Below are 16,633 nucleotides of genomic sequence, written 5' to 3' on the forward strand. Positions count from 1 at the left end.
TCATTCGTGCCAACAGTCGATTAAGTTCCAAACAGAATGGCGCACTACACTAGCTCCTGCCCAAACTCATAGAGTGCAGCTTTGAACTGCTCTTCCATCTCCAGATTGAGCATGGCGTTGCTCAAAGTGCGCCCCACGAGGAATTCCAGCGACAGATAGTAGATACGTTTGGCATCGTGCTCGTAGTAGCGTTGCATCGTCTCCATCCAACGTTCGACAAGGCGGTTGCGCACGGTATGAGCGGTGGTTTGAAACCAGTCGCGCGTTGTCGCATTGCTGTGATATTTGCTGTTGGAATAGACCAGATGATCCGCAAGTGAAGCCTGAATCGCCTCTTTACTCATACCTGCACTTCGATGCTGTAGTTTGGCTTTGTTACTCATTACGACCTCCATAGTTTATGAATGTTCGTGATGCATATAAGTCCGCGTTGATTCTCTGCGCATGGATAAAGCGTGTCAACTCAAGTTGTCAACCACAGCGGAAGGTATTGAACCAGTCAAACGTAATATGAAACAGCGAGTCCATTAGCGCCTCACCAAACATCGACCACGACCAGTCAATTTTGGGCAAAACAAAAGCGAGCTGCTGATTATTAATGCATAGACTGGCGCAAGAAAATTGAATGTGTGATGCTTTGATGGTGGCGCAAAGAGTAATGCTTACCGAACACCATGAACAATGCATCCATATCAGGAAACATACTCCCAGCGATGAATGCGACTCTCGCAATGGGGACATCATCATCCAGTGCCCCCCAGAAATCCGGCACCACCAATCAAAGCGTGATGAACAATATTCAACAGCCCCCCTTCATTGTTATTTCGTGTAGACAGAAGTCAAGTATAGAAGAATCTATGTATTGCTCTTTACTTCAGGGAGGAATGCTAGGGATTTTAGGTGGTGGGGCGTTAAATGCGGGCTAAAGTCCAAATGGCAAGAATATTGCTGTAGATAACGTCTGCACCACGCGTGTAATGCCGCGCTGCATCTTTTCCGATAACGTAATTGCGAACATATCCAGGCTACCGATAATTTTGCCGAACTCACGTTCAAAGCTAAGATTATGCTCGTGGGCATTCAGTTCATTGGTGAACAAATAAAGCTGCCCTTTGTCATCGCGCTTATTGGAGAGCTGCCACACAACGATTTCCATGTTACGTGCGGCATTAAAGATGTTTTGCGGTTCTATGCTGTCGGTAAAATAAAACTCGGTTTTCCCGCCATGTGCTTTGATCAGCATCGTTTGCAGGCCTACTATCAACGACATTACCCGGTCGCCTTGGTAATCAGGCCGGAATGCCTGTTGAATAGCATTGGAGCCTTGTGCTTCGTTAATTTCCTTGAAACGCCAGCCATGCTGGTTTTCGAATATTGATTTCACCATCTCTTCCGCGTTAGCTGTGGTGTTTTTTCTAAGTTCGCGCGGATTCCGCTTGTATAGTTTTGTCATTAACGTACGCAGGATTTGGGTATTTTCACGTATCTCTACATCAGCCAAACGATCAATGTCTGATTTGCCAAGCTGACTCAGTAAATTTCGGTCACTATTTTGAGGAATGTGCTTGCTATTTTTGGCAGGTTCTGTAGTGGAGCAGGCGACCAGTAATAAGGCTGCGGCACTGAGGACAAGCCGACGGTAACCACATAGTAATTTTTGAGTCATGCGGTTTCGCAACTATCGTAATTGTAAGATCGTTAGTGAGTCGAACTGCGTTAGCATGGTAACCTCTTAAATGACCAAGGAAAGCAGTATAAATGAATCTACACATACACATTTGCGATGTGGCAATATTAATTCATGGCTTTAAAGAAAGCAGGTTTGAGTCAGACTCAAGGGCGCTTCTATAAAGCGCAACTTGGTGAGCAGCCACTTTGCGGCGATAAGATGGAAGCAGGGGCACCATGAATAGCGACCAAAGTTGGTAGCGGCATTACGGAAACCCTTTCTGGTTGGATTCAATTCCTGCTAGTCTTGCATCATAATCTGTTCATAAATTAATTCGTAGACCCGCCATGAAAAGTTACTTAAATCGCATTCTCACCGCCCGCGTCTATGACGTGGCTATTGAAAGCCCGCTGGATGTTGCGCCCAATTTGTCCGCGCGCATCGGAAACAATGTACTTCTAAAGCGTGAAGACATGCAGCCGGTATTTTCTTTCAAACTGCGCGGGGCCTATAACAAGATGGCGAAATTGACGTCGGCGCAGTTGAAGCGCGGTGTCATTGCTGCATCTGCCGGTAATCACGCGCAGGGCGTGGCGTTGTCGGCGCAGAAACTGGGGTGCAAGGCCATCATTGTCATGCCAGTGACCACGCCGCAGATTAAGGTGGAAGCGGTTGCCAGCCGTGGTGCGTCAATAATATTGCATGGCGATTCTTATTCTGATGCCTATTTGCATGCATTGGAGCTGGAGCAGAAACTCAAGCTGACCTTCGTCCATCCTTATGACGATTCCGACGTAATTGCCGGACAGGGAACGATCGGTATGGAAATTCTGCGACAGCATAGTCAGCCCATCCATGCTATTTTTGCGCCCATCGGTGGCGGTGGCCTGATCTCAGGTATTGCTGCTTACGTCAAAACGGTACGCCCGGAAATAAAGGTTATCGGCGTGCAACCATTGGAGTCCGATGCCATGAGCCGCTCAATTAAGGCCGGTCGGCGTGTCACGCTTGAGCATGTCGGCTTATTTGCTGATGGCGTGGCTGTAAAACAAGTCGGGCAGGAGACTCTCCGTTTGTGTCGTGAATTGGTGGACGAAATTATACTGGTGGATACCGATGCCATCTGTGCAGCGATCAAGGATGTGTTCGAAGATACCCGCACAAATCTTGAGCCTGCTGGAGCGTTGGCCATTGCAGGTGCCAAGCTGTATGTGGAGCGTGAAAAATTAAAGGGCAAGACGCTGGTGGCAATTGCTAGCGGTGCCAACATGAATTTTGACCGTTTGCGTTTCATCGCGGAGCGAGCAGAACTCGGTGAAAAACGCGAGGCTATTCTGGCGGTGAGCATACCGGAAACGCCTGGCAGCTTTCGCAAATTTTGTACTTTGCTAGGCCAGCGGAATATCACTGAATTCAACTATCGCTATGCGAACCCCAAGGAGGCGCATGTGTTTGTCGGTGTGCAGGTGAAAGATCAGTCTGAAACCACCAAGCTAGTTGCCACGCTGGGGAAGCATAAACTGCCCACGCTGAATTTTACTGACAACGAGATGGCCAAGCTTCATGTACGTCATTTGGTAGGGGGACATGCACCTGGTTTGCAGGATGAAATCCTGTTTCGCTTTGAATTTCCAGAACGCCCCGGCGCATTAATGACTTTCCTTAATAGCATGAACCATAGCTGGAATATTAGCTTATTCCACTATCGCAACCATGGTGCGGATTACGGCCGCGTGCTGATCGGCATGCAAGTGCCAAATCATGACAAGAAACCGCTGCGGATTTTCCTGGATAATCTCGGCTATCGTTATTGGGATGAGAGCGATAATCCGGCATACAAACTGTTCTTGAACTGACGGCTAAATTGTAATTAGTATGGGCGAACTTGATTCCCCTACTTATAAAATATGCAGCTTTCTTCCGTGAGTCCATGCTGGAAAGATTGTCAGGGTAGCTGTTCATAGCAACTTCATATTCTGCGGTTATGACTTAAACGGCGGAGAATATTTTTCGCCACACTGGATGGCATTCCGAAATCAATTCGGGTTCCGTGACGACTTATTCAAGTCAGCATCCGGTGGTGTTTGCCGCGTTCACAGCAAGAGTCTTGAACAGCTGCTGTGAAGTGTCTGCTGATATTTTAGAAAATACCGTTCACTTGAATCTATGAGCAAAGATAATCCGCCCATGACAACTCAGGTTATGAAACAGGCTATCAGACAACGTATAATTGCCGACCGTGAACAATTGACCGTGGCTGAGAGGGTATGCTTAAGTCGTGCCATCGCGGAGCGCATCGCAAACTTGAATGTTTATCGCACGGCCAATACGGTGCTAGCTTACATGAGCTTCGGCGCGGAGTTCTCCACCGAAGAATGGGTGCAACAGGCATTGCGCGATGGTAAGAGCGTACTATTGCCCAAGGTGAACCGCGCCACGAAAGAATTGGATATTTACCGCGTAACGAATTTGCGGACTGATTTGGCACCTGGCCAGTGGAATATACGAGAACCATTGGTTGAGCGCTGTGCCAAGATAAATTCTTTGCAAGAATTGGATTTTATCTTGTTGCCGGGAATAGCATTCGGATGCGACGGTGCGCGACTAGGTTACGGCGGTGGGTTTTATGACAAGCTGCTGGCGCGAATTAAGGATGCGAACCAGGGTTTATGTCCTGCGCTGGTCGCCGGGGCATTTACTATCCAGCTGGTTGAAGGTCTACCACAGGAAGCCACCGATCACAAAGTGGAATGGGTAGTGACGGAAAACGAGACGATACAGTGCGTTTCTGACCTGCCTCTGGGCAAATAGCGCGGCTTAACGCCATCACAAAATATACAGCTTGGTGCGTGCATCGACCAACAACAACGAGTGATAGAGAGTTGATATATGGCAGATTTACCTGATTCCGATTCACAGGAAACACAAGAGTGGCTGGATGCGCTGGACTCGGTGCTGGAGAATGAAAGCGCGGAACGCGCGCATTACTTGATCGGCCAGCTGATTCGAAAAGCGCATTTGGCCGGTGTCGCTCTGCCGATTAGCACAATCACGCCTTACTTGAACACCATACCGCTCGACAAAGAGCCGCGCTCGACCGGCAACTATGAACTTGAGCATCGCATTCGTGCTCTGACACGATGGAACGCGATGGTTATTGTGTTAAACGCCAATCGCGAGTCGTCTGAGTTGGGCGGACACATCGCTACCTTTGCTTCAGCGGCCACGCTTTATGATGTAGGCTTCAACCACTTTTTCCATGGCAAGACCGAAAATCACGGCGGCGATCTGATTTATTTTCAGGGACATGCTTCGCCCGGTATATACGCACGGGCCTTTCTGGAGGGCCGCCTCAGCGAGGAGCAATTATACAATTTCCGCCAAGAAGTAAATGGCGGTGGTTTACCCTCTTACCCGCATCCGTGGCTGATGCCCGATTTCTGGCAGTTCCCCACTGTGTCCATGGGCTTAGGTCCACTGATGGCGATTTACCAAGCGCGCTTCATGCGCTATCTGGAATATCGGGGTATCGCCAGTACCGATGGACGCAAGGTATGGGCATTCCTCGGTGATGGTGAAACTGATGAACCGGAATCACTGGGGGCGATTTCGATGGCCGCGCGTGAAAAACTGGATAATCTGATTTTCGTCGTTAATTGTAACCTGCAACGATTGGATGGCCCCGTCCGCGGCAATGGCAAGATCATCCAGGAGCTGGAAGGTGTATTCCGTGGTGCGGGCTGGAACGTGATCAAAGTGGTGTGGGGCGGGAAATGGGATCGTTTGTTCGCGAAGGACAAAACAGGACTTTTGCTAAAGCGCATGGAAGAAGTGGTAGACGGCGAATATCAGACATATAAATCCAAAAATGGCGCTTATGTGCGCCAACATTTTTTCGGCAAATACCCCGAGTTACTGGAGCTGGTCGCCGATATGTCGGACGATGAGATCTGGTATCTGGATCGTGGCGGCCACGATCCGCATAAAGTTTTTGCAGCTTACGCGGCCGCAGCAAACCATAAGGGACAACCCACCGTCATTCTGGCTAAGACCATCAAGGGCTATGGTATGGGTGAAGCCGGTGAAGCTCAAAACATCACCCACCAGCAAAAGAAAGTAGGCGATGAAGCATTGCGCAAATTCCGTGATCGCTTCAATATTCCTGTGACCGATGATCAGCTCAGCAAATTGCCATTCTGTCGTCCACCCGATGATAGTTTGGAAATGAGTTATCTGCGCGAGCGTAGCAAGGCCATGGGCACAGTACCCGATCGAAAAATAGTGGCAGAGCCTTTGCAAATCCCAGGGCTGGATGCCTTCGAAGTATTGCTTAAAGGTACCGAAGAGCGCGAGATTTCCACCACCATGGCTTTTGTGCGTATGTTGGGCATTCTGGTGAAGGACAAAAATATTGGCAAGCTAGTGGTGCCCATCGTGCCGGACGAATCGCGCACTTTCGGTATGGAAGGATTGTTCCGTCAGCTCAGCATTTTTTCTCAAGTTGGCCAGCTATATACGCCGCAGGATGCGGATCAGCTGATGTTCTACAAAGAAGATAAGGCTGGCCAGATTTTGCAGGAAGGCATTAATGAAGCTGGCGCGATGTCCTCGTGGATTGCTGCATCCACGGCCTACGCCAACCATGGTGTAGCAATGGTGCCGTTCTATATCTACTATTCCATGTTTGGCTTTCAGCGCGTCGGTGATTTAATCTGGGCGGCGGGCGACCAGCGTGCGCGCGGCTTTCTGCTGGGGGGCACTGCCGGACGGACCACATTGAATGGCGAAGGTCTGCAACATCAAGACGGTCACAGTCATCTGATGGCGGCGACCATTCCTAACTGTGTGTCCTACGATCCAACTTTTGCTTACGAGTTGGCGGTGATTATTCAAGATGGTATGCGCCGCATGTATCAGGAACAAGAGGACGTGTTCTATTACCTCACTGTGATGAATGAAAATTACGCGCATCCGGCCATGCCTGAGGGTTCGGAGACTGGCATTATCAGGGGTATGTATTTATTCAATGAAGGTAATGCTCAATCCGATACGACACTTACGGTGCAACTTCTGGGCAGTGGGACTATTCTGCGCGAAGTCATCGCAGCAGCTGAATTATTGATGAAGGATTTTGGCGTAGTTTCCGACATCTGGAGCGTGACCAGCTTCAATGAGTTACGTCGGGATGGATTGGACTGTGAGCGCTGGAACATGCTGCATCCCGAATCAGAACAACGTGTAAGTTATGCCGAACAATGCTTGGGTAAGCGCAAGGGGCCAGTAATTGCTGCAACGGACTACATTAAAAGCTACGCTGATCAAATTCGTGCCTTCTTGCCTGGCAAATACAAAGTTTTGGGCACGGACGGTTTTGGCCGCTCCGATACGCGTAAAAAGCTACGCCATTTCTTCGAGGTTGATCGTTATTATATTGCAGTCACCGCGCTGAAAGCGCTGGCTGATGAAGGAACGGTAGCCATGAGCGAAGTCAGCAAGGCGCTCAAACTGTACAATATCAATCCCGACAAACCGAATCCAACGACGGTTTGAGCGGGCAGGAGACACGCGTGGCAGAAATCAAACAAGTACTTATGCCGGACATCGGTGATTCTCAAGATGTGCCGATAATAGAAGTAATGGTAAAAGCGGGGGACAAGGTCAAGGCTGAGCAGTCCCTGCTTACCCTGGAAACTGACAAGGCTACAATGGATGTGCCCGCTCCATTTGATGGGGTGGTGAAGAATGTTAGCGTTAAAGTGGGCGACAAAGTATCGGAAGGCACACTGATTTTATTGATGGAAAGCAGTGCAACGGAAACGTCTGCTACAGTTAGCCCCACCACAACACCAGCTCCGGAAAAAGACGCTGAAAATTCAGGTGCATCCCAATCTGTTGCAGCACCTGCAGCACCTGCAACGCCCGCAGTCGCGCCGCCAACTGGTTTGCCAAGTAACCATACAGGCAAGGCGCATGCCAGTCCGTCCATTCGGCATTTTGCGCGCGAACTGGGAGTTGATCTCACGCGAGTAAAAAGCAGCGGAGAAAAGGGACGCATTACCAAAAATGACGTGCAGAGCTTCGTTAAAACTTCGCTTGCAAAACCGCAAGAAGGCACGGTTGGCGGTGGTTTACAGGTATCAGCCATGCCGATAGTGGATTTTTCCAAGTTTGGTGTCATCGAAACCAAACCGCTCTCGCGCATCAAGAAGCTTTCTGGTGCCAATCTTCATCGCAACTGGCTCTCCATTCCGCATATTACCCAGCACGATGAGGCTGATATCACCGAGATGGAAGTTTTCCGCAAGGAGCTGGGCGAGGAATACTCAAAACAGGGAATAAAAATTACTCCGCTGGTGTTCTTGCTTAAGGCTGTGGTGACAGCGATGCATCAATATCCAAATTTCAATTCATCATTAGATGCTAGCGGTGAAAACTTGGTGCTGAAAAAGTATTTTCACATCGGTGTGGCAGTGGATACGCCGGATGGACTGATGGTGCCAGTGTTACGTGATGTGGATCAAAAGGGTATAGTTCAACTGGCCAAGGAGTTGGGTGAGATTAGCGTCAAGGCACGGGAGAAAAAGCTCCCTGCAACCGCCATGCAAGGCGGCTGTTTCACTATTTCCAGTCTGGGCGGCATCGGCGGAACAGCATTTACACCTATAATTAATGCGCCAGAAGTGGCTATTCTGGGTGTATCCAAAGCGAGCGTAAAGCCAGTATTCAAAGAGGGTGAGTTTGAGCCGAGGCTCATATTGCCACTGTCGCTGTCATATGATCATCGCGTAATCGATGGTGCGGAGGCAGTCCGTTTCACGAGTTATCTTGGCAGCGTATTGTCCGATGTTCGCCGATTGGTGCTATAACCTGTGAATCAATCCCCCATCGGTATCTTGGGCGGCACGTTCGACCCTGTCCACAACGGTCATCTGCGTCTGGCACAGGAAGCGCTGGAACAATGCAACCTGGCTGCAGTACACTTTATTCCAAGCGGTACGCCACCGCACCGCACCGCGCCGCAAGCAAGTGCAGTGCAGCGTCTGGAGATGGTTCGTCTGGCACTGCAAGGCAACGCGGCATTCGTGTTGGATGATCGTGAAATATCTCGCGTCGATCCATGTTATACGGTGGACACACTTACTGCGCTGCGTGCCGCGCTAGGTAAGCAACAGCCGTTGTGTTTGTTAATGGGCGGCGATGCCTTCCTGCTGTTACACTCTTGGCATGAGTGGAAAAATTTGTTCGAACTGGCACACATCGTAGTCATGCAACGTGCCGGGCACCCACTTGGCAACATTATAAATGGGGCTAACGAGGCTTTGCGCGATGAATACAGGGCGCGCCTTGCTCCAGTGCCCCGCATTCTGCGTGACTCGCCTGCTGGAGCGATCCTGGTGGCAGATATGCCTGACCTTGAAATTTCTGCCACTGATATTCGTAAACGGTGCGCCCAAAATAAAAACATACATTACCTGCTACCAGACTTGGTAGCCGGTTACATTCAATTACATCACCTATATACCTAACATGCTAACCATAGAAGAAAAAATCCTGGCCGTAGTGACCGCATTGGAAGACATTAAAGCCAATGATATCAGCGTACTTGATACCAGCAAAAAGAGTCAGCTATTCGAGCGCATGGTAATTGCCAGCGCCAATTCACCGCGTCAAACCAGGGCGTTAGCTGATCATGTATCCAAACAACTCAAGCTACGCGGCGAGCCAGCACTCAGCATAGAAGGTGAAGAAAGCGGGGAGTGGGTACTAGTTGATCTCGGCGAAGTGGTCGTGCATATCATGCAGCCTGCAGTGCGCGCCTACTACCAGCTGGAAGAGCTATGGAGCATGCGGCATCTGCCGCCTAAGTCGGATAGCGAGACAATATGAAACTGTGGCTGGTGGCCGTCGGGCACAAGATGCCAGCCTGGATTACCACAGGCTTCACAGAGTATGTTAAGCGCATGACACGCGAGGCCCAAATCGAACTTATAGAAATAAAACCGGAGCCGCGAACCACCGGTAAGAGCGTAGCGCAGATGATGGAGGCAGAAGCGCTACGTATAGTAACCGCTCTGCCGAAGGAGGTGCTGCGCATCGCGTTGGATGAGCGCGGTGAGCATTTCTCCACCAAACAGCTGGCACAACAAATGCAAAATTGGATGGGCGGCGGACGCGACGTGGCCTTCATTATCGGAGGTGCGGATGGCTTGCACGAATCCATAAAAAACAGTGCGCAGCAGTTGCTAGCACTGTCAATTATGACACTGCCGCATGGCTTGGTACGTGTATTGCTGGCAGAACAGTTGTATCGCGCCCATAGCTTGATGCACAATCACCCTTATCATCGTGAATGATGCGGTCCGCTACTATAGGATTTTAAAAAGCCATGACTCCCCGCACTCGTATTTACCTCGCCTCGCAAAGCCCGCGTCGCCGAGAGCTGCTGAAGCAGATTGGGATTAATTTTGAAACGCTGCTGTTACGTTCTAGCTTATCCCGTAGAGTGGATGTGGATGAAACTCCACGCAAAGATGAGTCACCTGAAGCCCATGTGCAAAGGGTTTGTCAGGAGAAAGTGAATGCCGGATGGATGTTACTGCAATTCCGTAATTTATTGCCCCTCCCGGTTTTGGCTGCCGACACCAGCGTTATTTTAGACGGCAAGATTATTGGCAAGCCGCAAGATCGTGAACAGGCTGCAGCTACTCTACGTGTTCTTTCTGGACGCCAACACCAAGTATTGAGTGCCGTCGCAGTTTCCTTCGAAGAACGTACAGAAATGCGCTTGTCGATCAGTAAAGTAACCATGGCAACGCTAAACGAAGAGCGCATCCGGCGCTATATTCTCACCAGCGAGCCACTAGACAAAGCTGGCGCGTATGGTATCCAAGGCCACGCTGCGGCATTCATACAACACATAGAAGGCAGTTACTCAGGTGTAATGGGCTTACCCCTGTTCGAAACGGCTGAACTGCTGAAAATATTCGGTTATCCCACTCTGTGAGTGACGAAATCCTGATCAGCGTTACCCCGCAGGAAACCCGCGTTGCAGTAGTGCAACAGGGAATTGTGCAACAACTCCACATTGAGCGCGGCAGTAATCTCGGAGTAGTCAGTAATGTGTATGTCGGGCGCGTGAAACGCGTACTGCCAGGCATGCAATCCGCCTTCATCGACATTGGGCTGGAACGCTCGGCTTTCCTGCATGTTGCGGACATCTGGGAAAACCGCAATAACAGCGATGCTGCTAAGCCCATCGAGAAAATGCTGTACGAGGGGCAGAGACTGCTGGTACAGGTTATCAAGGACTCCATCGGCGGCAAGGGTGCCAGACTTTCCACGCAAATTAGTATTGCCGGACGTCTGTTGGTGTTGCTGCCGCAGCAGGGATCACACATCGGGGTATCGCAACGCATTGAGCATGAAGTCGAACGCGAACTACTACGCGCCAAGCTGCAACAGTTGCTGCCTGATAATAGCAGCGGCGGCTACATCATCCGCACCATGGCGGAGACTGCGACAGACAAAGAACTGTTCGCCGACATGGAATATCTCAACAAGCTGTGGATTAAGCTCCAAGAGCAAGCGAAAACATCTTCAGCGCCTTTTTTGTTATACCAAGAGCTCAACATCAGTCTCTGTGTGTTACGTGATTACGTCAACGAAGGTACCACGCGAATCTTGGTGGATTCACTCGAAACTTATCAACGAATGGCTGCCTTCGCACAGGATTTTATCTCTAGCGCGATGTCTCTGCTGGAGCACTATGTCGGCGAACGTCCGCTATTTGAACTGTATGGAGTAGAAGAGGAAATTGAGCGTGCGCTGTCGCGCCGCGTGAATCTCAAGTCGGGAGGTTATATCATCATTGACCAGACTGAAGCACTCACCACGGTCGACGTTAACACCGGTGGTTTCGTTGGCTCGCGTAATTTTGACGACACCATATTCAAAACAAATCTGGATGCTGCACAAGTCATAGCGCGCCAGTTACGCCTGCGAAATTTGGGCGGTATCATCATTTGTGATTTTATTGACATGCATAACCAGGAGCATCGTGATGCCGTGCTGGAAGAATTAAAAAAGTCGCTAGCATGCGATCACACCCGTATCACTGTTAACGGTTTCTCCACTTTGGGACTGGTGGAAATGACGCGTAAACGTACGCGCGAAAGTCTTGCGCACACACTATGTGAGTCCTGCCCCACCTGCGATGGACGCGGCGAAGTCAAGACTGCGCAGACCATATGCTACGAAATTGTGCGCGAAATTACGCGCGAAGCGCGCCAGTTTAACGCTCGAGAATATCGCATCCTGGCTTCGCAACTGGTCATCGACCTGTTTCTCGACGAAGAATCGCAAAGCTTGGCTCGGCTTTCTGATCATATCGGTAAACCGGTGTCACTACAGGTGGAAAACTTGTATAGCCAAGAGCAATACGACATTATTTTAATGTGATTTTTGCTGCAATATCTATGCTGAGCGCGGCTTGGTTAGCTTAAGCACCATGACAGGAATCGGAAACTGTGGAACAAGATTCGATTTTCAGGAATGCGAATATTCCTGTTATCGCAGAGGTTTGTGTTAACTGCTTGATAGAAAATGTAAACCACTGGCGGCGATCATGGTGCACCCAGCGTGCAACCAAGGCTCAAAAGTTCGCACAAATGATGAGTTGTCGCCATTTGAACACTATTTTTAGTGAAAGCTATACAATCTTAGAATGCTGTTGGGATAAATGTACGATACAAAAATATTCAACATGTGGTTTAACCAACAGCCTGCCCCATCTTGAAAATAGGCAAGTACATCGCTACCACCATACCGCCGATTAGTGTACCTAGCACCACCATGATGATGGGCTCCATCAGGCTGGCCAGCGCCGCCACTGCATCGTCTACTTCCGCTTCAAAAAAATCTGCCACTTTGTTTAACATGCCATCCAGTGAACCTGCTTCTTCTCCTATTGCTACCATTTGCAGTACCAAGCTGGGGAATACTCCTACATCTTGCATGGCTGCCGTCAGGGTGCCGCCTTGACTGACTTCCCGCTGGATTACTTTGGTCGCATCAAAATATACCACGTTGCCAGCTGCGCCTGCTACCGAGTTAAGCGCCTCCACCAGCGGCACTCCGGCGGCAAACATGGTTGCCAGTGTGCGTGTCCATCTTGCTATGGAGGCCTTACGGATTACGCTTCCGAAAATTGGAAGTTTGAGCATTATTCTATCCATGGCATCCTGCATTTTTTTGCTACGCTTCCAGAAATAGAAAAATGCGTAAAGTCCGCCTCCTAAAATACCAAAAATCGCCCACCAATAAGCAACGAAAAAATCGGAGATACTCATCATAATTAGCGTAGGTGCGGGCAAGTCTGCGCCAAAGCTGGAGAATAACTGTTTAAACGCGGGTATTACAAAAATCATAATTACTGCGGTGATAATAAAGGCGACTGCAATAATTGCAACTGGATACATTAACGCGCCTTTGATTTTGCTCTTGATAGCCAGCGTTTTTTCCTGATAGGTCGCCAAACGTTCCAGTAAACTGTCCAGAATACCAGCGTGCTCACCTGCGCCTATCAAATTGCAAAACAGATCGTCAAAATACAGTGGGAATTTACGGAATGCCTGTTCCAAGCTACTACCAGTTTCTACGTCGGTTTTAATGTCGCTCAGCAGGCGGGAAACAGAAGGATTGTGGTGTCCTTTGCCTACAATGTCGAATGATTGTAGTAGAGGTACGCCGGATTTCATCATAACTGCTAGCTGGCGCGTAAACAGGGTGAGATCTTTCTCTGTGATTTTTTTCCCTCCACTAGTGCGGGATTTTTTTATACGGGTAACATTTATGCCTAGACGCCTCAGCTGAGTGGCAGCAACGGCATCGCCGACAGCACGTACCTCACCTTTTACCAGTTTGCCGGATTTATCCTTACCCTCCCATTGATATTGGGATTCTTTTTTTTTCAGTTTTTCCGCTGCCATGGCGTTTCCTTAATGACAATTTGCTACAAAGTTAAGCAATCTGTTAGGGAGTATAAAGTTGCTCAGTGCAGGATGATCAGTATGTGACAGCCTTGGTTCATTAAAGCAGCTTGCGTTTACTAGTATCGGACATTTCAAGCCGAGCTTTAATTGCTTTGTAAATATGCGGCTAATCCTCAATAATTTTGGTGGCAGCTCTGTGATGATTTCGGTCCTCCTTGCTACATACAAGACCTGGGGGCTGGCTTGTCTAAATTGGGCAATCTGGCGAAATTTTAAGAGTAACGCCCCCTTCGCAGGCTACTGACTCGGCAATTAAATGTTCAACTTAATTGCCAATTTGATGCCATGATTGAGCATGGAACGACAAGACAGAAGGACACTCTCGATGCAGGCATTAGCCGAAAGGCGCAGGTGTGCAGTCAAACTTCGGGAAAAAGGAATGCGGGTGAACGAAGTTGCACGGGCATGTGAGCTATCGCGTGGGACGGTCATCGCTGCGCATAAGACATATTGTCTGGGTGGCTGGACGGGGATGGCATTAAAACCCTGCGGGCGCTCCACGGGAGCAGGACGAAGGTTGAATACTGAACAGGAGCGCGAAGTTCAGAAACTGATTCGCGACGAGACCCCTGACCAGATAAAGATGCCTTACGCCCTGTGGGGTCGAACGGCGGTGATTGCTGAACGCGCTAAAGTAGAAAACGCTGAAATCCACTGGGGAGATGAAACTGGATTACGTAGCGATGACGTGCGCGGACGTTCTTTTGCACCCAAAGGGAAAGCCCTCGTGGTGCGAGTCAACAGCAAACGCGAAAACGTGGGACTTATCTATACGGTCACGAACCAAGGCAAGGTCAGGTGGATGGTGCTGAACGGTGCGTTGGATTCAGATCGGCTCATCGTATTTCTGAAGCGATTGGAGAGAGATGCCAAGCGCAAGGTATTCCTGATTCAGGATAACTTTCGAGTCCATCATGCCAAGCTGGTTAAGGCATGGCTAGCAAAACATCAGGACGAAATTGAAGTATTTTATCTGCCGAGTGACAGTCCTGAGTTGAATTCAGATGAAATGCTCAATGCCGATCTCAAACAGGCAGTGACGACCAAGGCACCTGCCCGAACAAAGGGCCAACTTCTCAAGACGACTACCAGCCAAATGCGCAAGCTACAGAAATTACCCGAGCGTGTAAAAAGTGACTTTGCACATACTCCTGTAAAGGATGCAGCTTAAGTTCAACAATTTATTGCCGGATCAATAGTTGTCGCTTCAAAATTCAACTATGAGGCGTGGAGGCAACAATGGTAATCACGCAGGCGTTATTCAGGATATATCTTCGTGGCGAGCGGACGGTGAAATCGATCGCGGAAGAATTCAACATCAATTTTCACCCGTTAAAAAATTGGATGAAAAGAAAAAATAGATTGCTATTGGTGTATCGGTCAAACAAGAGTGACGTCCCCATAATTTGCATGCCAAGCAGTAGCTGGTGGCGTTGCATGACACCCATGCCCTGTCGGGGGTGAACCATTGAAATCTGGTGTAGCTAAAACGGCATATTTACCTATCACCTCACCAAAGAGAAAGCGGATTTGTAAAGACTGCAACAGGCAGCAGTGAAATCCGCGACATGAAAGATGAGAACGAACGGCCCAAGCGTGATTTAACCAGCAGAACGCCTATTGGCGGGGGCAGCAATGCTACCGTCACCCTGTATGAGCTTGACCAATACCACTTTCGAAGGCGCAGCTGAGGCCAATCAAAATGCGCTGCAGATTGCCATCGAAGCCAATCTGACTGAGCTGGTAAAACACGGTTATTGCGATCTGGAGGTGTGGCGAAACAGGGTGTGGCAATTTGATGAAACGCAGGCTAGGACGATCAATACTATCGGCGATGAGCCGATCCGATCGGAGCTAGTACAGGTGAATTGCTCTGTTTTATCTTGCACGGCTTGATACGCCTGCAACTTCTTCACACAATAATTTTGCCGCTATCACCACGTACTTCAACTGCGCGAACTTGCGCGGCCACTTTGTCCAACACGCCGTTTACGAACTTGTGCCCGTCTGTACCACCAAAAGTTTTGGCAAGTTCTACCGCTTCGTTGATTGCCACACGGTAGGGGATTTCTGAAAGGTATATTAATTCATATGCGCCGATCAGCAGCACGGAAAACTCAATCGGACTGAGTTCATCCAGGGTGCGATCAAGATGCATGGCAACTGCCGTCTCAAGAGCGGCATGTTGTGTCAATACACCACGCAGCAGCTTACTGAAAAACTCTACATCGTAGCGCCCCATTCCCTTTTCAGCGCGAATTTGTTTTTCGATTTGCTCTTGGTCGTCGCTAGTCAAGCGCCATTGATAAATACCCTGCAAAGCTAGTTCGCGCGAGCGGCGGCGCGAATTTTTGGGAGATGCTTTCGCTTTGACTGCTTCTTCGCTCATGCCAATTCCTTCAATAAATTTGCCATCTCAATTGCCACTAGTGCAGCTTCTGTGCCTTTAGTCGTCATGCGTTCCTCTGCCTGCTCATCGACATCGGTTGTAAGAATGGCATTGGCGATGGGCAAGCCGCCATGCAGCTGCACTTCGTTTACCCCGCGCGCGGATTCATTCGCTACAACTTCGAAGTGGTAAGTGTCCCCGCGAATTACCGCGCCCAGCGCTATAAGCGCGTCGAACCTTCCACTTTGTGCCATGCGTTGCAGCACCAATGGGATTTCCAGTGCGCCCGGCACGCTTGCCAACGTGATGTCCGCATCGCTCACACCTTGCTGGACAAGCTGCGCTCTGCAAGCAGCCAGAAGGCCTTCGCAAATTACAGAATTGAAGCGGCTTTGTACGATACCAATGCGCATTCCTGCACCGTTCAAATTTTTTTCGATTTCTTTCATATTTATCCTGATAGCTCGCCCAGCTTACCTTTGTCAGGAAAAACTGAAAGTGCTTGTAATGTGATGAGCAATTGGA

Annotated in this window: 16 protein-coding genes; 11 read left to right on the plus strand and 5 right to left on the minus strand. The window is 49.4% G+C overall.

Annotated elements, in window-relative coordinates:
* Nucleotides 1-44: 44 nt before the first annotated feature.
* Nucleotides 45-383, minus strand: coding sequence for a hypothetical protein (locus MJ769_RS11760; RefSeq protein WP_239237330.1), 339 nt, complete (start codon nucleotides 381-383; stop codon nucleotides 45-47).
* 539 nt (nucleotides 384-922) lie between these two features.
* The gene (locus tag MJ769_RS11765) at nucleotides 923-1,666 is read right to left on the minus strand and encodes a hypothetical protein (protein ID WP_239237331.1); all 744 of its coding nucleotides are present in this window, start codon (nucleotides 1,664-1,666) and stop codon (nucleotides 923-925) included.
* A 350-nt stretch (nucleotides 1,667-2,016) separates the two neighbouring features.
* Here MJ769_RS11765 and ilvA point away from each other — a divergent pair, with 350 nt between their 5' ends.
* From ilvA to rng, 9 genes are all read left to right on the plus strand, one after another.
* Nucleotides 2,017-3,525, plus strand: coding sequence for a threonine ammonia-lyase, biosynthetic (gene ilvA, locus MJ769_RS11770; protein WP_239237332.1), 1,509 nt, complete (start codon nucleotides 2,017-2,019; stop codon nucleotides 3,523-3,525).
* 331 nt (nucleotides 3,526-3,856) lie between these two features.
* The gene (locus MJ769_RS11775; RefSeq protein WP_239237333.1) at nucleotides 3,857-4,480 is read left to right on the plus strand and encodes a 5-formyltetrahydrofolate cyclo-ligase; all 624 of its coding nucleotides are present in this window, start codon (nucleotides 3,857-3,859) and stop codon (nucleotides 4,478-4,480) included.
* Between the two features lie 78 nt (nucleotides 4,481-4,558).
* A complete protein-coding gene (gene aceE / locus MJ769_RS11780; RefSeq protein WP_239237334.1) occupies nucleotides 4,559-7,219 on the plus strand; it encodes a pyruvate dehydrogenase (acetyl-transferring), homodimeric type in 2,661 nt (886 codons plus the stop codon).
* 17 nt (nucleotides 7,220-7,236) lie between these two features.
* A complete protein-coding gene (aceF, locus tag MJ769_RS11785; RefSeq protein WP_239237335.1) occupies nucleotides 7,237-8,535 on the plus strand; it encodes a dihydrolipoyllysine-residue acetyltransferase in 1,299 nt (432 codons plus the stop codon).
* Between the two features lie 3 nt (nucleotides 8,536-8,538).
* Entirely contained in the window at nucleotides 8,539-9,195 is a 657-nt protein-coding gene (gene nadD, locus MJ769_RS11790; protein WP_239237336.1) for a nicotinate-nucleotide adenylyltransferase, read from the plus strand.
* 1 nt (nucleotide 9,196) lies between these two features.
* Complete coding sequence (rsfS, locus tag MJ769_RS11795) at nucleotides 9,197-9,556, plus strand: ribosome silencing factor (protein ID WP_239237337.1); 360 nt, start codon at nucleotides 9,197-9,199, stop codon at nucleotides 9,554-9,556.
* Complete coding sequence (gene rlmH, locus MJ769_RS11800) at nucleotides 9,553-10,023, plus strand: 23S rRNA (pseudouridine(1915)-N(3))-methyltransferase RlmH (protein WP_239237338.1); 471 nt, start codon at nucleotides 9,553-9,555, stop codon at nucleotides 10,021-10,023. Before rsfS ends, rlmH begins: the two co-directional genes overlap by 4 nt.
* 32 nt (nucleotides 10,024-10,055) lie before the next feature.
* Nucleotides 10,056-10,673 carry a Maf family protein gene (locus tag MJ769_RS11805; protein WP_239237339.1) on the plus strand — a complete coding sequence of 206 codons (618 nt, stop codon included), beginning with the start codon at nucleotides 10,056-10,058 and terminating at the stop codon, nucleotides 10,671-10,673.
* Nucleotides 10,670-12,127: a ribonuclease G gene (gene rng, locus MJ769_RS11810; RefSeq protein ID WP_239237340.1), complete on the plus strand. Its 1,458-nt coding sequence runs from the start codon at nucleotides 10,670-10,672 to the stop codon at nucleotides 12,125-12,127. The genes MJ769_RS11805 and rng overlap by 4 nt, the downstream gene beginning before the upstream one ends.
* 311 nt (nucleotides 12,128-12,438) lie before the next feature.
* Here the strand turns inward: rng and MJ769_RS11815 are convergent, their stop codons facing one another.
* A complete protein-coding gene (locus tag MJ769_RS11815; RefSeq protein WP_239237341.1) occupies nucleotides 12,439-13,656 on the minus strand; it encodes a type II secretion system F family protein in 1,218 nt (405 codons plus the stop codon).
* A 358-nt stretch (nucleotides 13,657-14,014) separates the two neighbouring features.
* Here MJ769_RS11815 and MJ769_RS11820 point away from each other — a divergent pair, with 358 nt between their 5' ends.
* Both MJ769_RS11820 and MJ769_RS11825 read left to right on the plus strand, forming a co-directional pair.
* Nucleotides 14,015-14,890: an IS630 family transposase gene (locus tag MJ769_RS11820; protein WP_239237342.1), complete on the plus strand. Its 876-nt coding sequence runs from the start codon at nucleotides 14,015-14,017 to the stop codon at nucleotides 14,888-14,890.
* 482 nt (nucleotides 14,891-15,372) lie between these two features.
* Entirely contained in the window at nucleotides 15,373-15,615 is a 243-nt protein-coding gene (locus tag MJ769_RS11825; protein ID WP_239237343.1) for a hypothetical protein, read from the plus strand.
* Nucleotides 15,616-15,631: 16 nt separating this feature from the next.
* On the opposite strand, the gene nusB is transcribed toward MJ769_RS11825, so the two are convergent.
* Together nusB and ribH are read right to left on the minus strand one after the other, a co-directional pair.
* Nucleotides 15,632-16,108, minus strand: coding sequence for a transcription antitermination factor NusB (gene nusB, locus MJ769_RS11830; RefSeq protein ID WP_239237344.1), 477 nt, complete (start codon nucleotides 16,106-16,108; stop codon nucleotides 15,632-15,634).
* Nucleotides 16,105-16,557: a 6,7-dimethyl-8-ribityllumazine synthase gene (gene ribH / locus MJ769_RS11835; protein ID WP_239237345.1), complete on the minus strand. Its 453-nt coding sequence runs from the start codon at nucleotides 16,555-16,557 to the stop codon at nucleotides 16,105-16,107. The genes nusB and ribH overlap by 4 nt, the downstream gene beginning before the upstream one ends.
* Between the last annotated feature and the right edge of the window lie 76 nt (nucleotides 16,558-16,633).

This window comes from Candidatus Nitrotoga sp. BS, from assembly GCF_927797785.1.
GTDB lineage: Bacteria > Pseudomonadota > Gammaproteobacteria > Burkholderiales > Gallionellaceae > Nitrotoga.